Raw genomic sequence first — 26825 nt, 5'->3', positions numbered from 1 at the left:
GAGGCGCTGCTTGGGCTTATCTGCGGGCCGCTTCAAGCGGTGAGAACAGGGATCTCCGTGACTTCCAGCGTACCGAACAGGCTCCCCAGCGGAAAGAATTCCACGGCAGAGAAATTGCTCGTGGCCGCCAGCGAGCTGATGATCGAACGCTCCTCGATCGAGATCTCGCTCTCCGACATCGCCCAGAAGTCCGGCGTCAACGCCGCGCTGGTCAAATATCATTTCGGCAACAAGGACGGACTGCTGCTGGCGCTGCTCGCACGCGATGCCGCGACCGAAATGTCCAATCTCGAATATCTGCTGGCGCAGCCGATCACGGCGACCGCGAAGCTGAAGCTGCACATCGCCGGCATCATCCGTGCCTATCATCGGTTCCCTTACATGAACCGGCTGATCCATTATCTGCTGCACGAGAGCGTCGCGGGCTCCGCGGACGAAGTCTCGAAATTTTTCGTCGCGCCGCTGCTCGACTTTCATCGCCGGTTGCTTGCCGAGGGCGTCAGCCGCGGCGAGTTCCGCCAAACCGATCCGGTGCTGTTCTACACCAGCTTGATCGGCGCCTGCGATCATCTGTTCTTCGGCCGGCACGCGATGTCTCGCGCGACCGGCGTCGGCCCGGTCACCGACGACGTCTGCCGGCAATACATCAAGCACATGGAAACGCTGATCTGCGGCGGCATCCTCACGCAAGCCGAGGAAGCCGCTGCTGCCGGATAATCCGGCCATCGCTCAATAAGTCTAGAGAAGAAACGCCCAAGGAAAGGTACCAGCAATGGAATTGAAAGATGTAGCCGTTCTCATCACCGGCGGTGGTTCGGGTCTCGGCGAAGCGACCGCACGCGCCATGGCGGCCAAGGGCGCCAAGATCGGCGTGATTGATCAGAACAAGGAGAACGCCGAGAAGGTCGCTGCCGAGGTGAAGGGCGTCGCGCTGCATGCCGACGTCACCAGCGAGGAGCAGATCAAGGCCGCGATCGCCAAGGCGGAAGCCGCGCATGGCGTTGCCCGCGTGCTGATGAACTGCGCCGGCATCGGCGGCTCGCAACGCATCGTCGGCCGTGATGGCGTCTACCCGCTGGAAAAGTTCGCACGCATCATCAACGTCAATCTGATCGGCACGTTCAACTGCCTGCGTCTGTTCGCCGAGCGTCTCGTTACCATCGAGCCTGTTGGTGAAGAGCGCGGCGTCATCATCAACACCGCCTCGGTGGCCGCCTATGAGGGCCAGATCGGCCAGATCGCCTATTCGGCCTCGAAGGGCGGCGTCGTCGGCCTGACGCTTCCTGCCGCGCGCGACCTCGCAAGCCAGAAGATCCGCGTCAACACCATCGCGCCCGGCCTGTTCTTCACGCCGCTGCTGATGGGTCTGAATGAGGAAGCCCGCAAGAGCTTGGGCGCCCAGGTGCCGCATCCCTCGCGCCTCGGCGATGCCAAGGAATACGGCGCGCTCGCCGTGCACATCGTCGAGAACGCGATGCTGAACGGTGAGACCATCCGCCTCGACGGCGCCATCCGTATGGCGCCGCGGTAGCTCCGCTTCCCTTCTCCCCTTGCGGGAGAAGGTGGCGCGAAGCGCCGGATGAGGGGTTCTCTCCGCGATCTCATCTGCGGAGGCAGACCCCTCACCCAAGCGAATGCGCGGCCAGCGACGTTCATGCCCTCTCCCACAAGGGGAGAGGGCGCAGCAATCGGCACCATCGTTGCGGATGAAGGAAAGTCGCGCATGTCCCAACCGCTGCTGATCGAGCATGACGACGGCGTCGACCGGGTGACGCTCAATCGTCCCGAACACCTTAATGCGCTCGATCCGGCGCTGATCGATGCGCTCAACGTTTATTTCCAGGGACTCCAGCGCAACCGCGACACACGCGTTGTCGTGTTGAAGGGCGCCGGCAAGAATTTTTGCGCCGGCCTCGATCTGAAGGCGGCGATGGCGCGACGCGCCGGGCAGCAGGAGCCGCCTGGTGTCACGGAATCGCTGGACTCGCAACGCCGCATCGCCGACATCGTGATGCTGATGCGGCGCTGTCCGCAGCCAATCCTGTCGCTGGTGCAGGGCGCGGCCGCCGGCGGCGGCTTCGCGCTGGCGCTCGCCTCCGATATTCGTATCGCCACGAAGTCGGCGCGGATGAATTGCGCTTTCATCAAGCTCGGCCTTGGCGGCTGCGACATCGGCACCAGCTACTTTCTGCCGCGACTCGTCGGCGTCTCGGTGGCCTCAGAGCTGATCCTCACGGGACGCTTCATCGGCGCCGAACGCGCGCTTGCGGTCGGTCTCGTCTCGGAGGTCGTCGACGAGGACAAGCTCGACGCGGCCGCCGAGCCTTACATCGATGCGATGATGACGGCCTCCCCCGTGGGGCTGCGCCTGTCAAAGGAATGTCTCAACATGAGCGTCGATGCGGGATCGCTGGAAGCTGTGATCGCGATGGAGGACCGCAACCAGGTCCTGTGCAGTCGCTCAGAAGAGTTTTCGGAAGGCATCAGGGCCTTCCTTGAGAAGCGAAAGCCTGTCTATATCAAGCGCTGAACAACGAAGATCCGCAAAGGACAATAATTCCGGGAGACGCAAAATGAGTGGAAGCGCGGCGGCGGTGATGGCGAAGCCCGCCTTTCGCAAGGTCGAGTGGCTGGCGCGCGACATCGATGTCGAGCGGCGCGCCGACGGCACGGTGGTGCTGAAGTCGCGCATTCCGCTGCAGCCTTACGAAAAGCATCTTCCGGCCTCCTTGGCGAAATGGGCGAGGGAAGCGCCCGAACGGATCTGGCTCGCGCAGCGCGGCGGTCCCAACCGCGAATGGCGCAAGGTGTCCTATGGCGAAGCCAAGCGCACGGTTGATGCGCTGACGCAAGCGCTGCTGAATCTCGAGCTGGACGGCCGTCCAGTCGCGATCCTATCAGGCAATTCGATCGAGCACGCGTTGATGACGCAGGCTGCGATGCAGGCGCGCCTCCCCGCTGCTCCGGTATCGCCGGCCTACTCGCTGATGAGCCATGATCACGTCAAGCTGAAGTATCTTTTCGACCTGATCAAGCCGGCCGTGGTGATGGTACAGGACGGCCCGACCTTCGAAAAGGCGCTGAAAGCGCTCGATCTCACCGGCGTCACCGTCGTTCACGTCGCCCGGCCCTGCGAGGGCATCAAGAGCGTCAGCTATTCCGAGCTTACCGCAACGCCCGTAACGGCCGATGTCGATGCGTCGATCGCAAAAATCACCCCCGACACCGTCGGCAAGCTGCTGTTCACGTCGGGCTCGACCGGCATGCCCAAGGCCGTCATCAACACCCAAGAGATGATGTGCGCCAACGCGGCGATGATGATGCAGGTGCGGCCGCGCACGGCCGGCGGTCCGCTTGCCACGGTGCTCGACTGGATGCCCTGGAATCACACCATGGGCGGCAATGCCGCTTTCCATCCGGTGCTGGTGGACGGCGGTACGCTTTATATCGACGACGGCCGGCCGATGCCGGGTCAGCTCGAAGAGACCATCAAAAATCTGCGCGAGATCTCGCCGACCTATTACGCCAACGTGCCGGCCGGCTATGCTGCGCTGGCGGCGGCGATGGAGAAGGACGATGCGCTGTGCCGTTCCTTCTTCAAGAATCTCTCGATCATGGCCTATGGCGGCGCGCGCTTGCCCGACGATCTCTACGACCGCATGCAGGCGCTCGCCGTGAAGACCACCGGCGAACGCATCGTGTTCTACACCGGTTGGGGCTCGACCGAGACCGCGCCGACTTCGACCGGCACCTATTGGGATACCGAGCGCGTCGGCCTGATCGGTCTGCCGTTCCCAGGCGTCGAATTGAAGATGGTGCCGTGCGGCTCGAAATACGAATTGCGCTTGCGCGGCGTCAACGTCACGCCCGGCTATTTGGGCCAGCCGGAGCTGACGAAGAAGATGTTCGATGAAGAGGGTTTTTATTGCATCGGCGATGCCGGCATTTTTGTCGACGATACGGACCCGGTGAAGGGCATCATCTTCGCCGGTCGCGTGGTCGAAGACTTCAAGCTCACCACCGGCACGTTCGTTCATGTCGGTTCGCTCCGCACCGACGCGATCGCTGCCGCGACGCCTGTCGTGCACGACGCTCTGGTCGCCGGGCAGGATCGCGCTTTCATCGGGCTCCTTGCCTGGCCCAACCTGCATGCCTGCCGCCAGCTCGTCGGCAATCCCGATCTCAGCTTCGAGGATGCGGTGAAGCACGCCGAGGTGATCGCCTGCTTCAAGCGCGGTCTCGAGACGCACAACAAGGAGTGCGAAGGCGCCAGCAGCCGCATCATCGTCCGCGCGATGCTGATGGCCGAGCCGCCTTCGATCGACGGCAATGAGCTCACCGACAAGGGCTACATCAACCAGCGCGCCGGCCTCGAGCGCCGCGCTGCCTTGGTCGAGCGGCTCTATGCGGACGAGCCGGATCAGGCTGTGATCGTGCTGCGATGAATCAAGACTCTCTCCAATCGTCATTCCGCGGCGCGCGCAGCGCGAACCCGGAATCCATCGGGCCGCATAGGCGCGGCGAAATGGATTCCGGGCTCGCGACTTCGTCGCGCCCCGGAATGACAGTTTGAAAAAGGTAAGCCGCCATGAACTTCGATTTCTCCGACGACCAGAAGCAGCTCCGCGATCAGGCGCGCAAATTCCTCGCCGAGAAGTGCTCACCCAAAGCCGTGCGCGTGGTGCTCGACGGCAAGGCGCCGTACGACAAGGACCTCTGGAAGGGCCTCGCGGAGATGGGCTTTCTCGGTGTCGCGATTCCGGAAGAATTCGGTGGCGCCGGTGCCGGCCATCTCGAGCTCTGCGTGATCGCGGAGGAGATGGGCCGCGCCAACGCGCCGGTGCCGTTCTCCTCGACGGTGTATCTCGCGGCTGAAGCGCTGCTGATCGCCGGAAGCGAGGCGCAGAAGAAGAAATGGCTGCCGGCGATCGCCTCGGGCGAGGCGATCGGCACGCTGGCGCTGTTCGAGGGCAAGGGCAATCCGGCGCCGAAGAACGTCAAGCTCACGGCTGCAAACGGCGTGCTCAACGGCATCAAGAAGCCGGTGGCCGACGGCGCCATCGCCGACTTCGCGGTGGTGGCAGCGCGCAACGGTTCGAGCGGACGCGACAGCGACATCTCGCTGTTCCTGGTCGATCTCAAGGCTGGTGGCGTCGAGATCAAGAGCCTGACGAATCTCGATCCGACTCGTGGTCAGGCCGAGATCACTTTCAAGGATGCCAAGGCCGAGCCGCTCGGCGCGGCCGGCGAGGGCTGGAGCATTTTGACCCAGGTGCTCGACCGCGCCGCGGTGCTCTGCGCCTTCGAGCAGGTCGGCGGCTCCGATCGCGCGCTGGAGATGGGCCGCGACTACGCGCTCGATCGCATTGCGTTCGGTCGCCAGATCGGCTCGTTTCAGGCGATCAAGCACATGCTGGCCGATATGTATGTGTCGGCGACGCTGGCGCGCTCCAACAGCTATTATGGCGCCTGGGCGCTCTCGACCAACGCCGCCGAGCTGCCGGAAGCGGCTGCGGCCGCGCGCATCAGTGCGACGCAGGCGTTCCAGCACTGCGCTAAGAACAACATCCAGGTTCACGGCGGCATGGGCTTCACCTGGGAGTTCGACTGCCACATGTACTACCGCCGCGCCAACGCCATGGCGCTCGGTCTCGGCAGCCTGTCCTATTGGGAAGACCAACTGATCGATCGTATGCGCAAGAAGAACGCGGCGTAATGGCAGGTGAGTAGGGTGGATTAGCGAAGCGTAATCCACCGCTTCTGTCGACGAGGAAAGCTAAAGAGGTGGATTGCGCCTTCGGCTAATCCACCCTACGGACAACAGAGAACCACCATGAACTTCGACGACACTCCGCAGGAAGCCGAATTCCGCGCCATCGCGCGCGCCTGGATCGGCGCCAATGCACCGAAGCAATATGAGGAGGATCTGCGCAAATCCTCGCTCGGCCGCACCGTGCTCAAGAACGCGAATATTCTGGAGGTCGCCAAGGCCTGGCAGAAGAAGAAGGCCGATGCCGGCTGGGCCTGCTTGCACTGGCCGAAGGAATATGGCGGCCGCGGTTCGTCGCCGATCGAGCGCGTGATCTGGTCGCAGGAAGAAGGGCCGTTCGGCCAACTGTCGCGCATGTTCATCATCGGCCATGGTATGTGCGGGCCAACCATGATGGCATTCGCGCGCGAGGAGCATAAGCGCACCTATCTGCCGCCGCTCGCATCAGGTGAGAAGGTCTGGTGCCAGCTGTTCTCCGAGCCGGCCGGTGGCTCCGACGTCGCGGGCCTGCGCACGCGTGCCGAGAAGGATGGTGACGACTGGGTCATCAATGGCCAGAAGATCTGGACCTCGGGCGCGCACTATTCCGACTACGGGATCTTGCTGACCCGCACCGATCCCACCGTGCCCAAGCACAAGGGTCTCACCATGTTCTTCCTGGACATGAAGAGCCCGGGCGTCGAGGTCAGGCCGATCAAGCAGGCGAGCGGCGCTTCCGACTTCAACGAGGTCTATTTCACCAATGTCCGCATTCCCGACCATCAGCGCCTGGGCGAGGTCGGCGACGGCTGGAACGTTTCGCTGACCACGCTGATGAACGAGCGCAGCGCGATCGGTGCGGCCGTCTCGACCGGTTTCCATGAATTGTTCGAATATTGTTCCAGCCTGATGCTCGACGACGGCCCCGCGATCGAGGATCGCGCGGTGCGCTCGAAGCTGGCCAACTGGGCGGTGAAGGCGAGCGGGCTGAAATACACCAGCATGCGCGCGATCTCGGCGCTGTCGAAGGGCGAGCGTCCGGGGCCGGAAAATTCCATCGGCAAGCTGGTCGCAGGCTCGATGATCCAGGACGTTGCGACATACGCGCTTGACCTGCAGGGCGCGAGCGGCGTCGTCAGCGGTGAGGATGCCGAGCTTGCCGGCCGCTTCCAGGCCATGCTGCTGCGTGCGCCCGGGACCCGCGTCGAGGGCGGCACCGACGAGATCATGCGCAACATCATCGCCGAGCGGGTGCTGGGCCTGCCCGGTGACATCAGGGTCGACAAGGACGTGCCGTTCAACAAGATCCCGACCAAGGGAAGATGAGTTCGAATCGTAGGGCGGGTTAGCGAAGCGTAACCCGCCCTTTGGCTGCAACGACGCTCAACAGAGTGGTGGGTTACGCCTTCGGCTAACCCCCCTACGCACCGAGCAAGGATTGAGAGGTCCGCCATGAATTTCGACGACACCCCGCAGGAAGCCGCGTTCCGCGAGACCGCGCGCAAATGGATCGCCGCCAATGCGCCGAAGGAGTTCGAGGCCGAGCTGTCAAAATCCTCGCTCGGCCGCATCAGGCTCGCCAAGCACGACATGGTCGAGGTCGGCAAGGCCTGGCAGAAGAAGAAGGCCGAGGGCGGCTGGGCCTGCCTGCACTGGCCGAAGGAATATGGCGGCCGCGGCGCCACGCCGATCGAGCGCGTGATCTGGCAGCAGGAAGAGGGCGTCTACGGCAAGCTGACACAGCCGTTCCAGATCGGCGAGGGCATGTGCGGCCCGACCGTAATGGCCTGGGGCAGCGAGGACGCCAAGCGCCGCTATTTGCCGAAGCTTGCTTCGGGCGAGGAGATCTGGTGTCAGCTGTTCTCCGAGCCGTCCGCCGGCTCCGATGTCGCGGGCCTGCGCACGCGCGCGGAGAAGAAGGGCGACAATTGGGTGGTCAACGGCCAGAAGATCTGGACCTCGGGCGCGCATTATTCCGACTATGGCTTGTTGATCGCCCGTACCGATCCCAATGTGCCGAAGCACAAGGGTCTCACCATGTTCTTCCTCGACATGAAGAGCCCAGGTGTCGAGGTGCGGCCGATCAGGCAGGCCAACGGCATGCAGGAGTTCAACGAGGTCTATTTCACCGATGTCGTCATCCCCGACAGCCAGCGATTGGGGGCGGTCGGCGAGGGCTGGAGCGTGTCGCTGACGACGTTGATGAACGAGCGCATGTCGATCGGCGCGCGGCTTGCGACCGGGGTGCCTGAGATGTTCGAGTTCTGCTCGAACCTGATGCTGGAGGACGGGCTTGCGATCGACGATCCCGCTGTGCGCTCAAAGCTTGCGAGCTGGGCGGTGAAGTCGAGCGGGCTGAAATACACCAGCTACCGCGCGATCTCCGCGCTGTCGAAGGGCGAGCGGCCGGGGCCGGAAAACTCCATCGGCAAGCTCGTCTCGGGCATGATGCTGCAGGACATCGCGACCTATGCCATGGACCTCCAGGGCGGGGCCGGTGTTCTCACCGGCAGCGACGAAGAGACGGTGCACGGTCAGTTCCAGCAGATGCTGCTGTCCTCACCCTCGATGCGCATCGCCGGCGGCACCGACGAGATCCTGCGCAACATCATCGCCGAGCGCGTGCTCGGATTGCCTGGCGATATCCGCGTCGACAAGGATGTGCCGTATAACAAGATCCCGACCAAGGGACGGTGACAACTTCAATCGTGGAATCGTAGGGTGGGTTAGCGAAGCGTAACCCACCTCTTTTGCTTCCGCGGAAACAGAAGTGGTGGGTTACGCCTTCGGCTAACCCACCCTACGAAGGGGCAACGCGAGCCGATTCATGGACGCAAAAGTCAACCAAGCCGACCGCATCGGCGTGCTCGAAGAGCTCCTCAACGAGCGCTACTCCGTGCGTGCCTTCCTGCCCAAGGACGTCGATCGCGCCACCATCGAGCATGTGCTGACGACGGCACAGCGCACCGCGTCCTGGTGCAACAGCCAGCCCTGGCAGGTGATCATCGCCAGCGGCGAGGCGAAGGAGCGCTTCCGCCAGCTGATCTACAAGGAGGCCTCGGGCGGCCTTGGCGACGATTACGATTTCACGCCGCCGCGCGAATATGTCGGCGTCTATCTCGAGCGCCGCCGCGAGAGCGGCTTTCAGCTCTACAATACGCTCGGCATCCCGCGCGGCGACAAGATGGGCTACGCCAGGCAGGCGCTGGAGAACTACAATTTCTTCGGCGCGCCGCATGTGGCGATCATCCACACCAACGAGCCGCTCGGCATCTACGGTGCGATCGACTGCGGGGCCTATGTCTCGAACTTCATGCTTGCTGCGCAAGCGCTCGGGCTCGGCACGATTCCGCAGGCCGCACTGGCGCGCCATTCCGGCCTGATCCGTCGCCACTTCAACCTGGCTGACGACCGCCGCGTCGTCTGCGGCATTTCGTTCGGCTATGCCGACCATGCGCACAAGGTCAACAGTTACCGCACCTCGCGCGCATCGGTCGCCGACACCGTCACCTTCGTCGAGGAGTGATCGGGCACGCGTGAAGACGGCCGCGTGGACGGCCGCCTTCATAGCTGTCGTCTGGATCCGATGGACGGCCTCTGCTATCCGCCGCTGCCGCCGATCACCGCCCGCACGGTCTCGTCGGGTCCGAAATCCTCGGCGCCGTCGACATAGAGCAGCGCGGCGAGCTTCGAACGCGCGCGGTTGACGCGGCTCTTGATAGTGCCGACGGCACAGCCGCAGATCGAGGCCGCGTCCTCATAAGAGAAGCCGGAGGCACCGACAAGGATCAGCGCCTCGCGCTGGTCTTGCGGAAGCTTCTCGAGCGCGGTGCGAAACTCCTCGAACTCGAGATGGGCGTTCTGCGAAGGCTGCGTCTTCAGCGTCTTGGCATAGTTGCCCTCGGCATCCTCGACCTCACGCCGCCGCTTGCGATAGTCGGAGCGGAACAGGTTGCGCAGGATCGTGAACAGCCACGCCGGCAGATTGGAGCCGGGCTGGAACGAGTCGATGTTGGCGAGCGCGCGGAGCAGCGTCTCCTGCACCAGATCGTCGGCGCGGTCGGCATTGCCGCTGAGCGATATGGCGAACGCGCGCAGGCTTGGCACGGCCGCCAGAATGTCGTCACGCAGGGAGTTTGTGAGAGGCATTAGTCCCTCCCATTGTTGTCGTTGGAGCCCCCAGCCCCATTCTCGTTTTGGGATCCACTTCCCGGCGCATCGAGTTTCTTGATGAGCTCCGCGAACCGGTCCGGAACCCCCTGCCGCACGACATCGTCATACATCGCGCGCAGTTGATGCCCGATCCGGGATTGGATCTCCGGAGTGAGGCCTCCCTTGCCGGGGGTCGTGCTTTTGCTGGCTTGAGACTTGAGATCTTTCATGACCTGTTCCACGTTTCCCCGAGTTAAGTGACTGCAAAATAGAGAAGTTTTCTCAACCGGGAGCCGTTCCCTGGACGAGTTCAATTCCACGTTCGACAAAAAGTTCCCAGCCCAGGGGAACTTTTCTTATGCTGAGGCGTAATCAGTCCCAGCAGGGGAACCCGGGCCTCCCCTCGTATTGCCTGGTTTCTTCAAGGTTGGCCCGATGATGAATGGAGTGGGGATGTCCCGTTCACAGCTCGTTGCTGAACACTTGCCGTTGTTGCGCCGGTATGCGCGCGCCCTGACGGGCAGCCAGGCCTCCGGCGATGCCTATGTCGCAGCCATGTTGGAAGCCATGCTTGGAGATCCCAGCGTGCTCGACGAGAGCCATGGGCCGCGCGCCGGCTTGTTCCGGCTGTTCACCCAGATCTGGAATTCGGTTTCTGTCAACGACGATGCCGAGGTGGCGACGCTGCCGATGCCGCCGGAACGCCGGCTGTCCAACATCACGCCGCTGCCGCGTCAGGCCTTCCTGCTGCTCTCGCTCGAAGGGTTTTCGGAGGAGGAAGTCGCCTTCGTCCTCGGCACCGACGTTGCCGAGACGCGCCGGCTGGCCGATGCCGCCGGTCGCGAGATGGCGGCGGAGATCGCCACCGACGTGCTGATCATCGAGGACGAGACCTTCATCGCCATGGACCTCGAGAGCCTGGTCAAGAATCTCGGCCACAATGTCGTCGGCGTCGCGCGTACCCATGCCGATGCCGTGGCGCTGGCCAAGAACAAGCGGCCCGGCCTCATCCTCGCCGATATCCAGCTCGCCGACGGCTCGTCGGGCCTGGACGCCGTCAACGAATTGCTGCGCACCTTCGAAGTGCCGGTGGTGTTTATCACCGCCTATCCCGAGCGTTTCCTCACCGGCGAACGTCCCGAGCCGGCGTTCCTGATCTCAAAACCGTTCCAGCCCGCGATGGTGTCGGCGGTGGCGAGCCAGGCGCTGTTCTTCCAGCGCAACTCGCGCAACCGCGCGCCCAAAGCGCCCGCGGCCTAACGAGGCACCGGCGGCGTAGGCAAGCCAGCCATCTGGCGATGAAGACCCGATCCGGCGTGCTGCGAGGCACGCCGGATTTTTCGTGCCTGCTTGACGGCTGTCGAATTCGCCGCTCATACCTCGTGCATTCCGCCAATCGGAGACGTACCCATGGACCAGCAACGCCTCGACCGCCTCGCCATCCGCGACCTCGTCGAGAATTGGGCGGTGTGGCGCGATGCCGGCGATTGGGAGCGTTTTGCCACCGTCTGGCACGAGGAAGGCTGGATGTCGGCGACCTGGTTTCAGGGACCCGCGCGGGATTTCATGCGGGTCAGCCAGGAGGGCTTTGCCAGGGGTGTCCGCATCCTGCACTTCCTCGGAGGCTGCAGCATCGACCTTTCGGGCGAGCGGGCCATTGCGCAAACCAAGATGACGATCTCGCAACGGGCCACGGTGCACGACGTGCTCTGCGATGTCGTCTGCACCGGGCGTTTCTACGATTTCCTGGAGAAGCGAAAGGGCCGGTGGGGCATCGTCCGCCGCCAGCCGATCTACGAGAAGGACCGGATCGATCCGGTCGATCCGGCCGCAGAGCTTCGCCTCGACCAGCAGGCACTCGCCGCACTGCCAGAGGGCTACCGCCACCTCGCCTACATGCAGGAATTGATCGGCTACAAGGTCAAGCGCGACATGCCGGGCCTGATCGGCCCTGAGGTCGAGAAGCTCTATGGCGAGGGGCGGGATTGGCTGGCGGGGAAGGCCGAATAGTGAGCGGGCAAAGTGACCCCCAGACAAAAGTAAGGCGCGACTGGCATCACCACAGTCGCGCCCTACGTCGCCGGCTTATGGGGCAGGGGGGAATAGCCGGCTGTTGAGACGACTCGCGGGCGCGAGAGTCGTTCCAGATGGTGGCAAAATTTTTTGAGCGGTTTTTTGTGCGGTCTGGCGTGAATTTGGCACACGGTTAAGTGATCTTAACCTCTGGGAAACTCCGGTCCTCCCGTCGCGTTGTTCCCGCGATCGCCATGGGGCGAGGGACCGATAGCCATGTCACAGATTCAAAAGGTATTGTTTGGTGCCGTCGCGCTCGTCGCGACGCTGGGCGCCGTCCAAGTTGGCGCCGTGCAACTGACCTCCGGTGACGATCTGGCCGTCCGCTGGGAAGCGATCGCTGGCCAGGCCGGCAAAGCGTCGGGCCTTGATCGCGCCAGTCATGGCGTCAACCGTGCCAGCAAGTCCGACCGGCTCGCCGACCTGAAGCCGGCGGCGGTTCCGACCCGTACCGTCTCGATGCGGCTGAACGACCTGCCCGATACGTCGGTGTTGTTGCGCGTCCCCGCCGTGATCGAGACCGGCAACGCCAAGCCGGCTCCGACGCTGCTGAAGCCGGGCCGCAAGCCGACCATCGCCTGCGAGCCGATGGTCAGCTCCCTGACCGAGGTCGCCAAGCTGCTGCAGCCCGGCCGCTGCGTGACCTGATCGACCCCGCCCCCGCGCAAAAACGTCCTCCTGTCCGGAGGGCGGCTTTGCGCATCCACTTGATCCCCTATCCCAGCGCGCTATATCCCGGCTTTCTCCATTTCTGATTGACCGGGTAAACGCATGACGACGTCCGATACGGCCACGCATACGCAGCCTTTCCAAGCCGAGGTTTCCGAGCTGCTGCACCTGATGGTGCATTCCGTCTATTCAGAGACCGACATCTTCCTGCGCGAGCTGGTCTCCAACGCCTCGGATGCCTGCGACAAGCTGCGCTACGAGGCGATCGCCAATCCGGCGCTGCTGGGCGAGGGCGACGCGCTCAAGATCCGCATCATCCCGAACAAAACCGCGGGGACGCTTGCCATCGTCGACAACGGCATCGGCATGGAGCGGCAGGAGCTGATCGACCATCTCGGCACCATTGCCCGCTCCGGCACCAAGGCCTTCGTGTCGAAGCTGAAGGAAGCCAAGGACGGTCTCGGCCTGATCGGCCAGTTCGGCGTCGGCTTCTATTCCGCCTTCATGGTTGCCGAGAAGATCGTCGTGATCAGCCGCCGCGCCGGCGAAAGCGACGTCTGGACCTGGACGTCGTCGGGAGGCTCCGGCTTCGAGATCGCGCGGGCGAGCGACGAGGAGGCGGGGCGCGTAACCCGCGGCACCGAGATCGTCCTGCACCTGAAGGACGACGCCAGGAAATATCTCGAGACATACGAGATCGAGCGCATCGTCAGCGCCTATTCCGACAATATTCTCTTCCCCATCGAGCTGGTGCCCGAAGAGGGCGAGCCGCGCCAGATCAATTCGGCGAGCGCGCTGTGGCAGCGCTCGAAATCGGAGCTGACGCCCGAGGACTACAAGAAGGCGTATCAGCAGATCGCCTCCGCCTTCGACGACCCCGCCATGACGCTGCATTACCGCGCGGAGGGCCGTTACTCCTACGCCGTGCTGCTGTTTGCGCCCTCTACCAAGCCATTCGACCTGTTCGAGCCGAACCGCAAGGGCCGCGTCAAGCTCTATGTCCGCCGCGTCTTCATCACTGACGATGCCGACCTCTTGCCGGGCTATCTCCGCTTCATCCGCGGCGTCGTCGACAGCGAGGATCTCCCGCTCAACATCTCGCGCGAGATGCTGCAGAACAATCCGCAGCTGGCGCAGATCCGGAAAGCGGTGGCGACCCGCGTCGTCAACGAGCTCGAAAGCCTCGCCGAAAAGGACGCTGAAAACTTCGCAAAGATCTGGGACGCTTTCGGCGCTGTGCTGAAGGAGGGCATCTACGAGGATTTCGAGCGCCGCGAAAAGCTGCTCGCGCTGTCGCGCTTCACCACCACATCAGGCGAGAAGCGCGCGCTCAAGGACGTCGTCGCCGACTTCAAGCCCAACCAGACCGAGATCTACTATCTCGTCGGCGACAGCATCGAGCGGCTCAAGTCAAGTCCGCGGCTGGAAGCCGCAGCGGCGCGCGGCATCGAGGTGCTGCTGCTGTCCGATCCGGTCGATGCCTTCTGGACATCGATGCCATCGGAGTTCGAGGGCAAGCCGCTGAAGTCGCTGAGCCAGGGCGATCTCAATCTCGACCTGATCCCGCGCGTCGACGACAAGGAGGAGGCGAAGAAGGACGAGCCCGCCGCAGACGAGGCCGCCACCATCGCGGTGATCAAGGCGGCGCTCGGCGAACGCGTCAGCGACGTCAAGGCCTCGACCCGCCTCACCAGCTCCGCCTCCTGCCTCGTCGCTGACAGCCAGGGCCCGAGCCGCGAACTCGAGCGCATTCTGGCGCAGCAGAACCGCGGCATGCGCACCAGGCCGATCCTGGAGATCAATCTCCGCCACCCGATGGTGACGGCGATCACCAGGGCCCAGGCCGGCTCGACGACGGTCGACGACCTCAGCCTGCTCCTGCTCGAGCAGGCGCAGATCCTGGATGGCGAGCTGCCGGAGGATCCGGCCGCGTTTGCGGCGAGGCTGAACCGGCTGGTGCTGCAGGGGCTGGGCTGAGGCGAGTACAGCTCACTCCGCCGCGTCCTTTTGCTCTTCCAACTCGACCTCCGCCTCCGGCTTCTTCTCCATCCAGCGTGACAGCGTGTTGGAGAAGCGGTCGAGATAGAGATAGACGACGGGCGTCGTGAACAAGGTCAGCGCCTGGCTGACGACGAGGCCGCCGACCATGGCGTAGCCCAGCGGCTGGCGGATTTCGGCGCCCGTGCCGGTCCCGAGCATCAGGGGAACGCCGCCGAGCAGTGCCGCCATCGTCGTCATCATGATCGGCCGGAAGCGCAACAGCGCGGCCTGGCGGATCGATTGCTCCGGCGTCAGATGCTGCTCGCGCTCGGCAGCGATGGCGAAGTCCACCATCATGATGCCGTTCTTCTTGACGATGCCGATCAGGAGGATGACCCCGATCAAGGCGATCAGGCTGAAGTCGAAGCCGAAGATCATCAGGATCGCAATTGCGCCGACGCCGGCGGACGGCAGCGTGGACAGGATGGTCAGCGGATGAATGTAGCTCTCGTACAGCACCCCCAACACCAGATAGACCACGACGAGCGCGGCAAGGATCAGCATCGGTACGGTGCCGAGCGACTGCTGGAATGCCTGCGCGGTCCCCTGGAAGCTCATTGACAGCGTCGGCGGCGCGCCCATCTCGCTGACCGCGCGCATCACGGCTGCGGTCGCCTGCCCGAGTGCAACGCCCTCGGCCAGGTTGAAGCTGATCGTTACCGCCGGAAACTGACTCTGATGCGCGATCGCGAGCGGGCGCACCGGGTCGTTGTTCCAGCGGCAGATGACCGAGAGCGGGACTTCGTCGCCGGTCAACGGCGACTTGATGTAGAGCTTGTCGAGCGTGTCGAGCTTACCCTGCAGCGCGGGGGTGATCTCGAGCACCACGTGATAGCTGTTGGTCTGCGTGAAATATTGGGTCACCTGGCGCTGGCCGAAAGCGTCGTAGAGCGTGTCGTCGATCAGCTGCGGCTGGATGCCGTAGCGGGCGGCGGTGTCGCGATTGATCGTGAGCTGCAGCGTCGTGCCCTCGGTCTGCTGGTCGGTGGCGACGTCGCGAAGCTCCGGCAGGCCTCTCATGTCCGACAGGATCTTCGGCGCCCACGTGTCCAGCTCGGCAAGATTGGCGTCCTGGAGCGTGAATTCGAACTGGGTGCGGGTGGCGCGACCGCCGAGCCGGACGTCCTGCGAGGCCTGCATATAGAGGCGCGCGCCCTCGACCTTGGCGAGCCGTGGTCGCAGCCGCGCGATGATCTGCTGCGCATTGGCATTGCGCTCCCCGATCGGTTTCAGCGTGACGTACATGCGCCCCGAATTCAGCGCCGTGCCGCCCCCGCCGATGAACATCGCGATGGAATCGACGGCAGGGTCTGCCTGCACGATGGCATTGAGTTCCTCCTGTCGCCGCTTCATCTCGGCGAAGGAGATGTCCTGCGGCATCTCCGACACCGCGGTGAGGAAGCCGTTGTCCTGCTGCGGGAAGAAGCCTTTCGGGATCAGGATGAACAGCAGGGCAGACAGCGCGACTGTGCCGAAAAAGACGCAGAGCGTGATGAGGCTGTGCCGCAGCGCGAGGTCGAGCCCGCGCTCATAGGCGCCAAGCAGGCGTTCGAACAGCCGCTCGCTCCATTGGTAGAAGCGGCCGGCGCGCGCCTCGTGATCGGAGCGCAGAAAGCGCGAAGCCATCATCGGCGTCAGCGTCAGCGACACCACGAGCGAGACGAAGATCGCCATCGACAGCGTCACCGCAAATTCGCGGAACAACCGGCCGATGATGCCGCCCATCAGCAGCAACGGGATCAGCACGGCGACCAGCGAAATGCTGATGGAGACGATGGTGAAGCCGATCTCGGCCGCGCCCTTGTAGGCGGCGGTGACCGGATTCTCGCCCTTCTCGACATAGCGCGTGATGTTTTCCAGCATCACGATGGCGTCGTCGACCACGAAGCCGACCGCGATGGTCAGCGCCATCAGCGAGAGATTGTCCAGCGAGTAGCCGAACACCCACATCAGCGAGCAGGCCCCGAGCAGGGCCAGCGGCACGGTGATGCTCGGGATGATCGTGGCCCAGAAGCTGCGCAGGAAGACGAAGATCACCATCACCACCAGCACGATGGTGATCAGCAGCGTGATCTGGACGTCGTCGACCGCGGCGCGGATCGTGATGGTGCGGTCGCTGATGATCTTGATCTTGATCGCAGGCGGGATCGCCGCGATCAACCGCGGCAGTTTCTGCTTGATGCGGCTGACCGTGTCGATGACGTTGGCGCCGGGCTGCTTGAAGATCACCAGGAAGACGCCGCGCTTGCCGTCGGCCCAGGCCGCGGTCTTCATGTCCTCGGGCCCGGACACCGCTTCGCCGATGTCGCGAATCCGCAACGGCGCGCCGTTGCGATAGGCGACGATGACGTCCTGCCACTGGCTGGCTTCGAGCAGCTGGTCGTTGGCATAGACGGTGTAGGCGCGGTGCGTGCCGTCGATGCTGCCCTTCGGGCTGTCCGTGGTCGCGATCGCGATCTGGCTGCGCACGTCCTCCAGCGACAGTCCCTTGGCGACCAGCTTGGCCGGATCGACCTGGATGCGCACCGAGGGCTTCTGCTGTCCGCCGACGAACACCTGGGCGACGCCGGGAATCTGGCTGATCTGCTGCGCGAGCTGGGCATCGGTGCGATCGCTGACGGTGGTGAGCGGAAGCGTGTCCGAGGTCGCCGACAGGATCATGATCGGCGAGTCCGCCGGGTTGACCTTGCGATAGGTCGGAGGCGAGGGCAGGTTTTTCGGCAATTGACCGCTCGCCGCGTTGATCGCGGCCTGCACGTCGTTGGATGCGGCATCGATCAGGCGGTTGAGATCGAACTGGATGGTGATCGATGCCGAGCCGAGCGAGCTCGTCGAGGTCATCTGCGTGATGCCGGGAATCTGCGCCAGCTGGCGCTCCAGCGGTTGCGCCACGGACGAGGCCATGGTTTCGGGGCTGCCGCCGGGAAGCGAGGCAGAGACTTGAATGGTCGGAAAGTCGACCTGCGGCAGTGGTGCAACCGGCAGCAGAGGGTAGGCCACGAGGCCCACGAACAGGATCCCGGCCATCAGCAGCGAGGTGCCGATCGGATAGCGGATGAACGGAGACGAGAAGCTCTCTTGCATGCCCTGACACCATCGACTGGTCAGCGCATCTGCTCGCGCCAGGCGGAGCCGAGCCCGAGAGAGCCCGTGCGCGAATGTGCGTTTCCTTCAGCCCGCATGTTTGTTGATTGCCCCGGAACGTCATCGGTCCGGGGGCCGGCGTTGTCATTGAAAGACTAGTCCGTTCGCCCTCGCCTGCGAATAGTTTCCTGCTCTGATGGCGTGCGACCTTTGTCCAAGATTTGTCATCGAGAGATATGCGTTCAACGCAGGTCCGGCACGTCGCGCCTTCGCGGTTTCAGATCGCTGCAGGGGCGTGTCGGATGGTTTCCCGGTGTGTGTCACAAGCGGGAGAGGTATGGATAGGAACGATCGCTTCTACCGCGCGGCTGTGCCATACGGAAATGGCATAACACCTGTCGTTGTGACCTAATCGAGGAAAAGTCCGATGCGCCTGTCTCTCCTGACCCTCACCGCGATTGCGGGGCTGTTCGCCGCGGCGGACGCCAGCGCCCAGACCTATGATCCGCGCTACCCGGTGTGCATGCACGTCTATTCGGGCGGCGGCTTGAGTGGTGGCGGCGGCGGCTGGTTCGACTGCTCCTTCACGTCGCTGCCGCAGTGCCGCGCCTCGGCCTCGGGCCGTGCAGCCAGCTGTGACGTCAATCCTTACTACGCTTTCGACGAGCGGGCGCCTTCGCCGAGCAAGCGCCACAGGAAGGTGTACTGACCGGGTGGTGCGATTTCCGAGGGACGTCTTGCCGCGCAGGCGCTGCAAGCTATTCCTTCTTGATCCCCGATAGCTCGACCACCTTGCGCCAGCGCTCGGTCTCGGCGGAGAGCATGCTGGCGAACTCGCCGGCATTGCCGTGCAGCGGGATCGCGCCGAGCTCGGCGATGCGGGCCTTGATCCCGGAGTCGGACAAAGCCGCATCGACCTCGCGATTGAGCAGGTCGACGATCTCGCGCGGCGTGTCGTAGGGCGCGCCGACGCCGTAGAAGGACGACGTCTCGTAGCCGGGTAACGTGTCCGCGATCGGCGGCACGTCGGGCAGGATGTCCGAGCGCTCGCGCGTGGTGACGCCGAGTGCGCGCAGCTTGCCCGCACGCACCAGCTCGAAAGACGAGGTGACATTGTCGAACATGCCCTGGATCTGGCCGCTCATCACATCGGTCAGGCCCGGCGCGGAGCCACGGTACGGCACGTGCGCGAACTGCACGCCCGCCATCGACTTGAACAGCTCGCCGGAGAGATGCAGCGAGGTGCCGATGCCGGAGGACGCGATCGACATCTTGCCGGGATTGGCCTTGGCATAGGCGATGAAGTCGGCGACGCTCTTCACCGGTAAATCGTTGCTGACGACCAGCACCAGCGGAATGCGCGCGACGCCGGCGACCGGCGTGATGCCCTTGGCGAAATCATACGGCATCGCCGGATCGAACGAGGCGTTGATCGCGTTCGCGGTCGAGGTCAGCAGCAGCGTGTATCCGTCCGGTGCGGAGCTGATCACGGCCTGCGTTCCGATATTGCTGCCCGCACCGGGCTTGTTCTCGACGATGAATGTCTGGCCGAGCCGGTCGGACAGCCGTCGGCAGATCAGCCGTGACAGCACATCGGTCGCGCCGCCCGGTGCGTAAGGCACCACCCATTTCACGCTGCGTGATGGATAGGATGGATTGCCGACGGCAAAGGCGCGCGGCGCTGCGAGCGCAGCTGCGGCGCCAGCCGCGCCCCGAAGCAAATGTCGCCTGGTGATCATCATCTGCATCCCGCTCTCCTCTTCCTTCTCCCCTTGTGGGAGAAGGTGGCGCGAAGCGCCGGATGAGGGGCTTTATCCACTCGTGAGATTGTCTCTGTGGAGACAGACCCCTCACCCGTCGCGCTTACGCGCACCACCCTCTCTCACAAGGGGAGAGGGAAAGTACGCGCAGCCGCCGTATTTGCTATCGCAAGAAACACGCCAGGCCGCACGCCGATCCCGTCGGATTGGTAAAGGATGATCGCGGTTAATCGCGCGCTAACGGGCTTTTACCTTGTCTCTTAACACCTGGGCAGGGCGCGCGGGCTAAGCTTGAGGCAACAAGCGGATACCGTCCGAAAGAATGAACGGCATGACCACCGGTGTCATCGAGCAAGCGAAGGCCGCACGCGCGCCTTCGGCCTCAAAGATCTGGTTGAAGGCGATCGAGCTGACCGCGCGGATCGAGACGCTGCCCGGGCGGCTGTTCGCCGACGTCGTCGACGATTGGGCGCGGCGCCAACCCGATCGCGTCGCACTGGTCACGGACGATGCCACGCTCGACTATGACAGCCTGTCGAAGCGCATTATCAGCTATGCGCGCTGGGCGCGCTCGGTGGGCGTCGTCAAGGGTGACACAGTCGGCCTGATCATGCCGAATGGCATTGATTATGTGGCGGCCTGGCTCGGCATCAGCCGCGTCGGCGGCGTGGTCGCACTGCTGAATACCAAACTTGTCGGTCAGTCGCTGGCGCATTGCATCGATGTGGCAAAGCCCACCCATCTCATCGTCGCGCACGCGTTGACGGAGACGCTGGACAGCGCAATGCCGCATCTGAAGACCGAGGCGAAAATCTGGACCCATGGCGATGCCCGCAGCGAGCGCGCGATCGATGTCGCCCTCGCCGCGCTCGACGACGGACCGCTGTTGCCGGAGGAGCACGGCGGCGTCAGCATCGATGACCGCGCGCTGCTGATCTACACGTCGGGCACGACGGGCTTGCCGAAAGCTGCCAGCATCAGCCATCGCCGCATCCTCAATTGGGGCTTTTGGTTCGCCGGCCTCACTGGCGCGACGCCGCAGGATCGGCTCTATGACTGCCTGCCGCTGTTCCATTCGGTCGGTGGCATCGTCGCGCCGTGCAGCATGCTGGCTGCCGGCGGCTCGGTGGTGATCGCGGAGAAGTTCTCGGCGTCGAATTTCTGGCCCGACATCGTCAGGCACGATTGCACGCTGTTTCAGTATATCGGCGAGCTTTGCCGCTATCTGCTCAAGGCGCCGCCGTCGGAATACGAGAACCGCCACCGATTGCGGCTGGTCTGCGGCAACGGCCTGCGCGGCGATATCTGGGAGGATTTCCAGAGCCGCTTCGCGATTCCGCGCATCCTCGAATTCTATGCCGCGACCGAAGGTAATTTCTCGCTGTTCAATGTCGAGGGACAGAAGGGCGCCATCGGCCGCATCCCGCCGTTGCTGGCGCATCGCTTTCCGGCAAGTCTCGTCAAGCTCGACCCCGACAGCGGCGCGCCGCTGCGCAACGACGAGGGATTCTGCATCGCCTGCGTCCGCGGCGAGGCCGGCGAGGCGATTGGCCGCATCGGCAAGGCCGAGGAGGGGGGCGGTCGCTTCGAGGGCTATACCGACGCCGGTGAGACCGAGAAGAAGATTTTGCGCGACGTCTTTGCCAGGGGCGATGCCTGGTTCCGCACCGGCGATCTGATGCGGCTCGACGACAAGGGCTTCTTCCATTTCGTCGATCGCATCGGCGACACTTTCCGCTGGAAGGGCGAGAACGTCGCGACCTCGGAGGTCAATGACGCCGTGCGCGATTTTACCGGCGTGGTCGATGCCACGACCTATGGCGTCAGTATTCCCGGCGCGGATGGCCGTGCCGGAATGAGCGCGATCGTGGTTAACGAGGGTTTTGACCTCGAAATGCTGCCGGCTCATCTCGCCCAACGCCTGCCGGCCTATGCTTGCCCGGTCTTCATCCGCGTCTCGCGCGAGCTCGATGCGACCGAGACCTTCAAACAGAAGAAGGGCGACCTCGCGCGCGAGGGATTTGACCCGGCCGCGATCGCCGAGCCGCTGTTCATGTTGGAGCCGAAATCCGGCGCGTATATCGCGCTCGATTCAGATGTTTTTGCGCAGATCGTCGACGGAACGATCAGGCTTTAGCCGCGGCAAAATCGGCAGATAGGTCCAATTTTATCTGAATTGTCCAAGAGGCCATTTACTTCTGTCGGGTAAACAGACGGCCATGGGAGGCGGTCATCAAGAGCCGCCGCAAGACATACGGTCGATTAACTCAGGAAGAAGCGAGCCAGCCATGTCGGTACGGTCCAAGGTCATCGAGGCGATCCAGCAGATCGCCAAGGAACAGCACGTCACGCTTCCCGCGCTCACGGACGATCTGTCCCTGCATGAGACGGGCTTCGACTCGCTCGCCTTCGCGATCCTTGTCGCCCGTCTCGAAGACGAAACCGGCGTCGACCCCTTCACCATTTCCGAGGACGCCGCGTTCCCCGCCACCGTGGGTGATTTCGTGCGGGCCTACGAAAATGTCCCCGCGTGAGATCTTTGCGCTCCGCGACCATCTCGGCGCGGAGCTGAAGGGACGTACGCTGTCGGACGCGCACGATGTCGTGTCGCTGACCGACATCGTGTCGCAGACCGTGCTGGGCGGCCGCTTGCGCGAGCTGTCCGGCCGGGCCGTCCTGCTCAAGCTGTCGGACCAGCTCCGCTCCGGCCTTGCCATGATCGAGCTCGACGGCATCGCAGGCCGCATGCTGCTGTGCCCGCCCGACCTCGATCCGGCGCATCTTGACGCTTTGATCGCGGATGCCGGGATCGACGCCGTCGTCACCGACCAGCCCGATCGCTGGGCCGAAGCCGGCGTGTCGCTGGTCGTCACCGCACGATTGCCGCTCCAAACCACCACGCCCGCGAAGACCGAACGCGCGACCGAATGGCTGATGCTGACGTCGGGCACCTCGGGCGTGCCGAAGATCGTTGGTCATACGCTGGAAGCGCTCACCGGCGCGATCGTCGCCGAAGGCCCGGCCAAGGGACCCGCGCCTGTCTGGGCCACGTTCTATGACATCCGCCGCTATGGCGGCTTGCAGATCTTTCTCCGCGCCATCCTGTCCGGTGGCTCGATGGTGTTGTCGGACCCGCATGAAGCGCTCGCCGATCACGTTGCGCGATTGAATGCGCGCGCGGTCTCCCACATCTCCGGCACGCCGTCGCACTGGCGCAAGCTGTTGATGAGCGGTTCGGCTGCGCAATTCGCGCCGGGTTACGTTCGTCTCTCCGGTGAGATCGCCGACCAGGCGGTGCTCGACGGGCTGAAGGCCGCATTTCCCGATTCCTCCGTCGGCCACGCCTACGCCTCGACCGAGGCCGGCGTCGGCTTCGCCGTCAATGACGGGCTCGAAGGATTTCCGGCCGATTATCTCGGCAATCGCAACGGCGTCGAGATGAAGGTCGTCGATGGCTCGCTGCGCATTCGCTCGACGCGCACGGCGCACGCTTATATCGGCCGCAACGCGGCGGCGCTCACCGATGCTGACGGTTTCGTCGACAGCGGCGATATCGTCGAGTTGCGGGGCGACCGCTATTATTTCGTCGGCCGCCGCGGCGGCATCATCAATATCGGCGGGCTGAAGGTTCACCCCGAAGAGATCGAGGCGGCGATCAACCGGCATCCTGACGTCAGGATGTCGCGGGCCAAGTCGCGCCGCAGCCCGATCACCGGTGGTATCGTCGTGGCCGACGTGATCCTCACTGAAGGCACCGATCCGGGACGGGCCAAAGAGATCCGCGACCAGATCCTGGATCAGTGCCGTGCGCAGCTCGCCTCGCACAAGGTGCCGGCCGTGATCCGCTTCGTCGAGGCGCTCGACGTCACTCCGGCCGGAAAACTGGCGCGCACCGATGCATAATGTCCTCGTCACCGGCGGCAGCCGCGGCATTGGCCTTGCGATCGGCAGGCGCCTCATCGGCGCAGGCTACAACGTGATCGCGGCCGCGCGGCGCGAGAGCGACGAGCTCACGGCTGCGATCGCCGCCTCCGAGGGACGTCTGCATTTCCGTGCGTGCGATCTCTCGGTGATCGATGCGATCCCGGCTTTCGCAAAGCTCGTGCGCGACGAATTCGGCCCGATCTACGGGCTCGTCAACAATGCCGGCCTCGGTACCGAAGGCCTGCTCGCCACCATGCACAATTCGGAGATCGAAGCGCTGGTGCAGCTCAACGTGCTGTCGCCGATCATCCTCACCAAATATGTCGCGCGCCAGATGATGGCTGATGGCGCCGGGCGCATCATCAACATCTCCTCGATCATCGCGACCACAGGCTATAACGGCCTCTCGGTCTATGGTGCGACCAAGGCCGCGGCGACCGGCTTCACCCGCTCGCTCGCGCGCGAGGTCGGCAAGCTCGGCATCACGGTGAACGCGATTGCGCCCGGCTTCATCGATACCGAACTCACGCACACGCTCTCCGACGAGGGCCGCAAGCGTATAGCCGGGCGCAGCGCGCTGCGCCGCCTGCCGGAGACCGACGACGTCGCACGAATGGTTGAGTACCTGCTCGGCGACGGCGGTCGCAACGTGACCGGCACGGTGTTCACGATCGATGCCGGGAACACGGCCTGAGCCTGAGCCGGGCCGACGAATGGCGTTGATCCGGCGCAATGACAACAGGCCGGATTTGGTCGTAAGATGTCACGTCATCGATTGGGTTATGTCAATCGAGCTGCCCTAACGAAAGGGAGCAGTCCATGGCAACGCCAAATGTCAATGCCGTGAGCCAGGGCCGGGCCTCCGCGGAGCCATCGCCTGCGAGAGTGGACGAAGCGCGCTGCCCGCCAATGTCGCATCAAAATTCCGGCAGCCACGGTTACGAAATGCATCCGCAGCAATTCGTGCGGCTGATCGGCTGTCATGATGCGCCGTCGCCGAGCTTGCGCAAGCGCCAGGACGAGAAGCTGCACTAGAGCATGATCCGGAAAAGTGTGGAGCGGTTTTCCGGCAAGATCATGCTCAAACCATAACCTGAAGCGCGATGACGATTCATCCTGATCTCATCGCGCTTCAGCGTCCGCGCCTATGTCTGGGGTTTCGGAAGATCAATCCGTGCGTGCGAGAATTCCGGCGGCCCTTCGGTCAGACGGCGAATGCGGCGTTCGCGTTCGTCCGCGGGCAGGGCGGGATCGAGCAATGCCTCGATCTCGTGCACGGCGATCTCTTCGATTCTGGCGGCGTCGGATGCAACCGTGATTTGCGGTGGCGTCGGCGCTGCCGGAGCGATCCTGAGACCGAGCTCGACCAATTTGCAGATCGCATCGGCGCGCGACAATTGCTGGGCCTCAGCCCAGGCGTCCACGGCCTCGGTCAGCGCCTCCGGCATCTTGACGGCGCTGACGATGTCGAGCCCGGTACGTCGACGTACCGGACGGTCGGAATCCTTGTTGCCGAAGTCAGACACCCCTGATGGTCCCGTGCGACCCATAGAACGATGAAGCATAAGCATGCTCCCCGGCGGGCTGTTTGATGCCGATCAAAGACGAGATGCGGCATTGCGGCGCGGCGCGACCTTGTCGTTCGGCGCCATTTCGGCCAAACATCACGGCCTCGAGCGGGACGTCCCGGGGTGAACCCGGATCGGTCCTGCCGCGTATCTCGTTCGGACGCGTCCCAACCATCCGGCATCGTCAGATGATCCCAGGCGAATCCTTTTACGGCAGCATCCCTGTCTTCCGCGGCTTCACCAGCCTGATGGACCCTGCGCTGTATTCGCCGCTGCCTGACGACTGGTACGTCGGCGTCGCCGACATCGTCGATTCCACCAAGGCCATCGCGGCGCAGCGCTACAAGGCGGTCAACATGGCCGGGGCCGCCGTGATCGCGGCGGTGACGAACGCGCTGGAGGGCCGCGAATTTCCTTTCGTGTTCGGCGGCGACGGCGCAAGTTTCGCTGTTGCCCCCGATGATCTCGAACTGGCGCGAGAAGCGCTGGCGGCAACCGCGACCTGGGTGCGGGAAGACCTTGATCTGAAGATGCGCGTCGCGCTGGTGCCCGTCAGTGCCATCCGCGCCAGGGGTCTCGACGTGCGCGTTGCCCGTTTCGGCCCGTCGGCCAATTTGTCCTATGCCATGTTCTCCGGCGGCGGACTTGCCTGGGCTGACGCGGCGATGAAGCGCGGCGAGTTCGCGGTGACCGAGGCGCCATCAGGCACGCAGCCTGATCTCTCCGGCCTGTCCTGCCGCTTCGAGGTGATGCCCGCCTCGCGTGGGCTGATCCTGTCGGTGCTGGTGATGCCGGCTGCCGGCGTCGATCCGCTCGCGTTCCGCAGGGTGATCGAGGACATCATCCATCTGGTCGAGCGCAGTCCGGATGCGGGCCGTCCCGTGCCACCGCAGGGGCCGCCGCTGAAATGGCCGCCCCAGGGGCTCGACTATGAGGCGCGGGCGACCCGCGGAGGGTCGTTGTTCAGACGCCGCGCCGGCCTGCTCGCCTTCACGTTTTTCGCCTATATCCTGATGCGCTTCGACATCAAGGCCGGCGGCTTTCTGCCAAAGGTCTACAAGCGCCAGGTGGTCGAGAATTCCGACTTCCGCAAATATGACGACGGCCTGCGCATGATCCTCGACTGCACGGTCGAGCTCGAGCGCGCCTTGAGCGATCGCCTCGCCGTGGCCGCACGCGACGGTGTCGTGCGCTACGGCCTCTATCAGCAGGACGCCGCGATGATGACCTGCTTCACGCCCTCGGCGCTGCGCAGCGATCATGTGCACTTCATTGACGGCGCGCGCGGCGGCTACGCCTCGGCGGCAACGGCGCTGAAGGCGATGGCGGCGGCGAGCTAGCGCCCGACGCGGCTCCAGGTCTCGCCGCCGCAGAGCGCGCCGACGCAGCCTTCGACCCGCAACGCCACGGCTGACGTCACCGTGATGCTGCTCGCATAGGTGTTGCCGTCATCGGCATTGTAGATCTGGCCCGACCATTTGCCCGGCCCTGCGGGCTGCATGCCGGAGAACAGCGGCAGTCCGATCATCGACCGCTTGGCGAGCGCGGGATTGGGATTTTTGCTGTCAGTCGCGGGCTGGCCGGTCGCGGTGTCCATGGGCTCGCGCAGCCAGACGATATGGCCGCAGATGCCGCCGCCGCATTTGCTGATTTTGACGCGGGCATCGCCCGCTTGCGTGAGCCAGGTCCCGCTTGCCTCCGCGCTCTGGGCCTCTGCGGTCGTCGCGCCCGACAGGGCAGCCAGAAGCACGGCGAGAACGGCGAATCTGCGGGACATGGGATGAGGACCTCGGAATGGAGGCGTCT

General features: G+C 64.1%; 25 protein-coding genes. 19 read left to right on the top strand and 6 right to left on the bottom strand.

Features of this window, described 5'->3' with window-relative positions; all coding sequences use genetic code 11:
• Positions 1-114: 114 nt before the first annotated feature.
• From XH91_RS31145 to XH91_RS31110, 8 genes are all read left to right on the top strand, one after another.
• Positions 115-717: a TetR family transcriptional regulator gene (locus tag XH91_RS31145; protein WP_164933684.1), complete on the top strand. Its 603-nt coding sequence runs from the start codon at positions 115-117 to the stop codon at positions 715-717.
• Positions 718-772: 55 nt separating this feature from the next.
• Positions 773-1531 carry an SDR family NAD(P)-dependent oxidoreductase gene (locus tag XH91_RS31140; RefSeq protein ID WP_128954145.1) on the top strand — a complete coding sequence of 253 codons (759 nt, stop codon included), beginning with the start codon at positions 773-775 and terminating at the stop codon, positions 1529-1531.
• A 192-nt stretch (positions 1532-1723) separates the two neighbouring features.
• Positions 1724-2530, top strand: coding sequence for an enoyl-CoA hydratase/isomerase family protein (locus XH91_RS31135; RefSeq protein WP_128954144.1), 807 nt, complete (start codon positions 1724-1726; stop codon positions 2528-2530).
• 43 nt (positions 2531-2573) lie between these two features.
• The gene (locus tag XH91_RS31130) at positions 2574-4445 is read left to right on the top strand and encodes an AMP-binding protein (protein ID WP_128954143.1); all 1872 of its coding nucleotides are present in this window, start codon (positions 2574-2576) and stop codon (positions 4443-4445) included.
• A gap of 143 nt (positions 4446-4588) precedes the next feature.
• Positions 4589-5716, top strand: a complete 1128-nt coding sequence (locus tag XH91_RS31125) for an acyl-CoA dehydrogenase family protein (RefSeq protein ID WP_128954142.1) — start codon at positions 4589-4591, stop codon at positions 5714-5716.
• Positions 5717-5833: 117 nt separating this feature from the next.
• Positions 5834-7075: an acyl-CoA dehydrogenase gene (locus XH91_RS31120; protein WP_128954141.1), complete on the top strand. Its 1242-nt coding sequence runs from the start codon at positions 5834-5836 to the stop codon at positions 7073-7075.
• A gap of 126 nt (positions 7076-7201) precedes the next feature.
• The gene (locus XH91_RS31115) at positions 7202-8446 is read left to right on the top strand and encodes an acyl-CoA dehydrogenase (protein ID WP_128954140.1); all 1245 of its coding nucleotides are present in this window, start codon (positions 7202-7204) and stop codon (positions 8444-8446) included.
• 130 nt (positions 8447-8576) lie between these two features.
• The gene (locus XH91_RS31110; RefSeq protein WP_128954139.1) at positions 8577-9275 is read left to right on the top strand and encodes a nitroreductase; all 699 of its coding nucleotides are present in this window, start codon (positions 8577-8579) and stop codon (positions 9273-9275) included.
• A 74-nt stretch (positions 9276-9349) separates the two neighbouring features.
• On the opposite strand, the gene XH91_RS31105 is transcribed toward XH91_RS31110, so the two are convergent.
• Positions 9350-9898 (bottom strand): sigma-70 family RNA polymerase sigma factor, encoded by a 549-nt coding sequence (locus tag XH91_RS31105; protein ID WP_128954138.1) that lies wholly within the window; start codon positions 9896-9898, stop codon positions 9350-9352.
• Positions 9898-10131: a NepR family anti-sigma factor gene (locus XH91_RS31100; protein WP_164933683.1), complete on the bottom strand. Its 234-nt coding sequence runs from the start codon at positions 10129-10131 to the stop codon at positions 9898-9900. The genes XH91_RS31105 and XH91_RS31100 overlap by 1 nt, the downstream gene beginning before the upstream one ends.
• 223 nt (positions 10132-10354) lie before the next feature.
• Between XH91_RS31100 and XH91_RS31095 the strand changes: the two genes are divergently transcribed.
• The 4 genes from XH91_RS31095 (at position 10355) to htpG (ending at position 14620) form a co-directional block, all read left to right on the top strand.
• On the top strand, positions 10355-11161 hold the full coding sequence (locus XH91_RS31095; protein ID WP_164933682.1) for a response regulator: 807 nt from the start codon (positions 10355-10357) through the stop codon (positions 11159-11161).
• Positions 11162-11311: 150 nt separating this feature from the next.
• Entirely contained in the window at positions 11312-11911 is a 600-nt protein-coding gene (locus tag XH91_RS31090) for a nuclear transport factor 2 family protein (protein ID WP_128954136.1), read from the top strand.
• Between the two features lie 279 nt (positions 11912-12190).
• A complete protein-coding gene (locus tag XH91_RS31085; protein WP_128954135.1) occupies positions 12191-12622 on the top strand; it encodes a hypothetical protein in 432 nt (143 codons plus the stop codon).
• 123 nt (positions 12623-12745) lie between these two features.
• Positions 12746-14620 carry a molecular chaperone HtpG gene (htpG, locus tag XH91_RS31080; protein ID WP_128954134.1) on the top strand — a complete coding sequence of 625 codons (1875 nt, stop codon included), beginning with the start codon at positions 12746-12748 and terminating at the stop codon, positions 14618-14620.
• Positions 14621-14632: 12 nt separating this feature from the next.
• On the opposite strand, the gene XH91_RS31075 is transcribed toward htpG, so the two are convergent.
• On the bottom strand, positions 14633-17767 hold the full coding sequence (locus XH91_RS31075) for a multidrug efflux RND transporter permease subunit (protein ID WP_128954133.1): 3135 nt from the start codon (positions 17765-17767) through the stop codon (positions 14633-14635).
• 427 nt (positions 17768-18194) lie between these two features.
• Here XH91_RS31075 and XH91_RS31070 point away from each other — a divergent pair, with 427 nt between their 5' ends.
• Positions 18195-18476 carry a DUF3551 domain-containing protein gene (locus tag XH91_RS31070; RefSeq protein WP_128954132.1) on the top strand — a complete coding sequence of 94 codons (282 nt, stop codon included), beginning with the start codon at positions 18195-18197 and terminating at the stop codon, positions 18474-18476.
• A 49-nt stretch (positions 18477-18525) separates the two neighbouring features.
• Here the strand turns inward: XH91_RS31070 and XH91_RS31065 are convergent, their stop codons facing one another.
• Positions 18526-19506 (bottom strand): Bug family tripartite tricarboxylate transporter substrate binding protein, encoded by a 981-nt coding sequence (locus XH91_RS31065; protein ID WP_128955052.1) that lies wholly within the window; start codon positions 19504-19506, stop codon positions 18526-18528.
• 343 nt (positions 19507-19849) lie between these two features.
• Between XH91_RS31065 and XH91_RS31060 the strand changes: the two genes are divergently transcribed.
• The 5 genes from XH91_RS31060 (at position 19850) to XH91_RS31040 (ending at position 24486) form a co-directional block, all read left to right on the top strand.
• The gene (locus tag XH91_RS31060; protein ID WP_128954131.1) at positions 19850-21664 is read left to right on the top strand and encodes a long-chain-acyl-CoA synthetase; all 1815 of its coding nucleotides are present in this window, start codon (positions 19850-19852) and stop codon (positions 21662-21664) included.
• Positions 21665-21815: 151 nt separating this feature from the next.
• On the top strand, positions 21816-22061 hold the full coding sequence (locus XH91_RS31055; RefSeq protein WP_128954130.1) for an acyl carrier protein: 246 nt from the start codon (positions 21816-21818) through the stop codon (positions 22059-22061).
• Entirely contained in the window at positions 22048-23430 is a 1383-nt protein-coding gene (locus tag XH91_RS31050) for a class I adenylate-forming enzyme family protein (RefSeq protein ID WP_164933681.1), read from the top strand. The genes XH91_RS31055 and XH91_RS31050 overlap by 14 nt, the downstream gene beginning before the upstream one ends.
• Positions 23423-24145, top strand: coding sequence for an SDR family NAD(P)-dependent oxidoreductase (locus tag XH91_RS31045; RefSeq protein ID WP_128954128.1), 723 nt, complete (start codon positions 23423-23425; stop codon positions 24143-24145). Before XH91_RS31050 ends, XH91_RS31045 begins: the two co-directional genes overlap by 8 nt.
• A gap of 125 nt (positions 24146-24270) precedes the next feature.
• On the top strand, positions 24271-24486 hold the full coding sequence (locus tag XH91_RS31040; protein WP_128954127.1) for a hypothetical protein: 216 nt from the start codon (positions 24271-24273) through the stop codon (positions 24484-24486).
• A 110-nt stretch (positions 24487-24596) separates the two neighbouring features.
• Here the strand turns inward: XH91_RS31040 and XH91_RS31035 are convergent, their stop codons facing one another.
• Positions 24597-25016, bottom strand: a complete 420-nt coding sequence (locus XH91_RS31035) for a hypothetical protein (RefSeq protein ID WP_245477251.1) — start codon at positions 25014-25016, stop codon at positions 24597-24599.
• 191 nt (positions 25017-25207) lie between these two features.
• Between XH91_RS31035 and XH91_RS31025 the strand changes: the two genes are divergently transcribed.
• Complete coding sequence (locus XH91_RS31025; protein WP_128954126.1) at positions 25208-26359, top strand: DUF3095 domain-containing protein; 1152 nt, start codon at positions 25208-25210, stop codon at positions 26357-26359.
• Here XH91_RS31025 and XH91_RS31020 read toward each other — a convergent pair.
• Positions 26356-26796 carry a DUF2147 domain-containing protein gene (locus tag XH91_RS31020; RefSeq protein WP_128954125.1) on the bottom strand — a complete coding sequence of 147 codons (441 nt, stop codon included), beginning with the start codon at positions 26794-26796 and terminating at the stop codon, positions 26356-26358. The two genes, XH91_RS31025 and XH91_RS31020, sit on opposite strands and share 4 nt — an antisense overlap.
• Positions 26797-26825 lie beyond the last annotated feature (29 nt).

It is taken from the genome of Bradyrhizobium guangzhouense (assembly GCF_004114955.1).
GTDB classification, from domain to species: domain Bacteria; phylum Pseudomonadota; class Alphaproteobacteria; order Rhizobiales; family Xanthobacteraceae; genus Bradyrhizobium; species Bradyrhizobium guangzhouense.
Note: the sequence above shows the minus strand (reverse complement) of the source record. Positions and strands in the feature narration are given on the sequence as shown.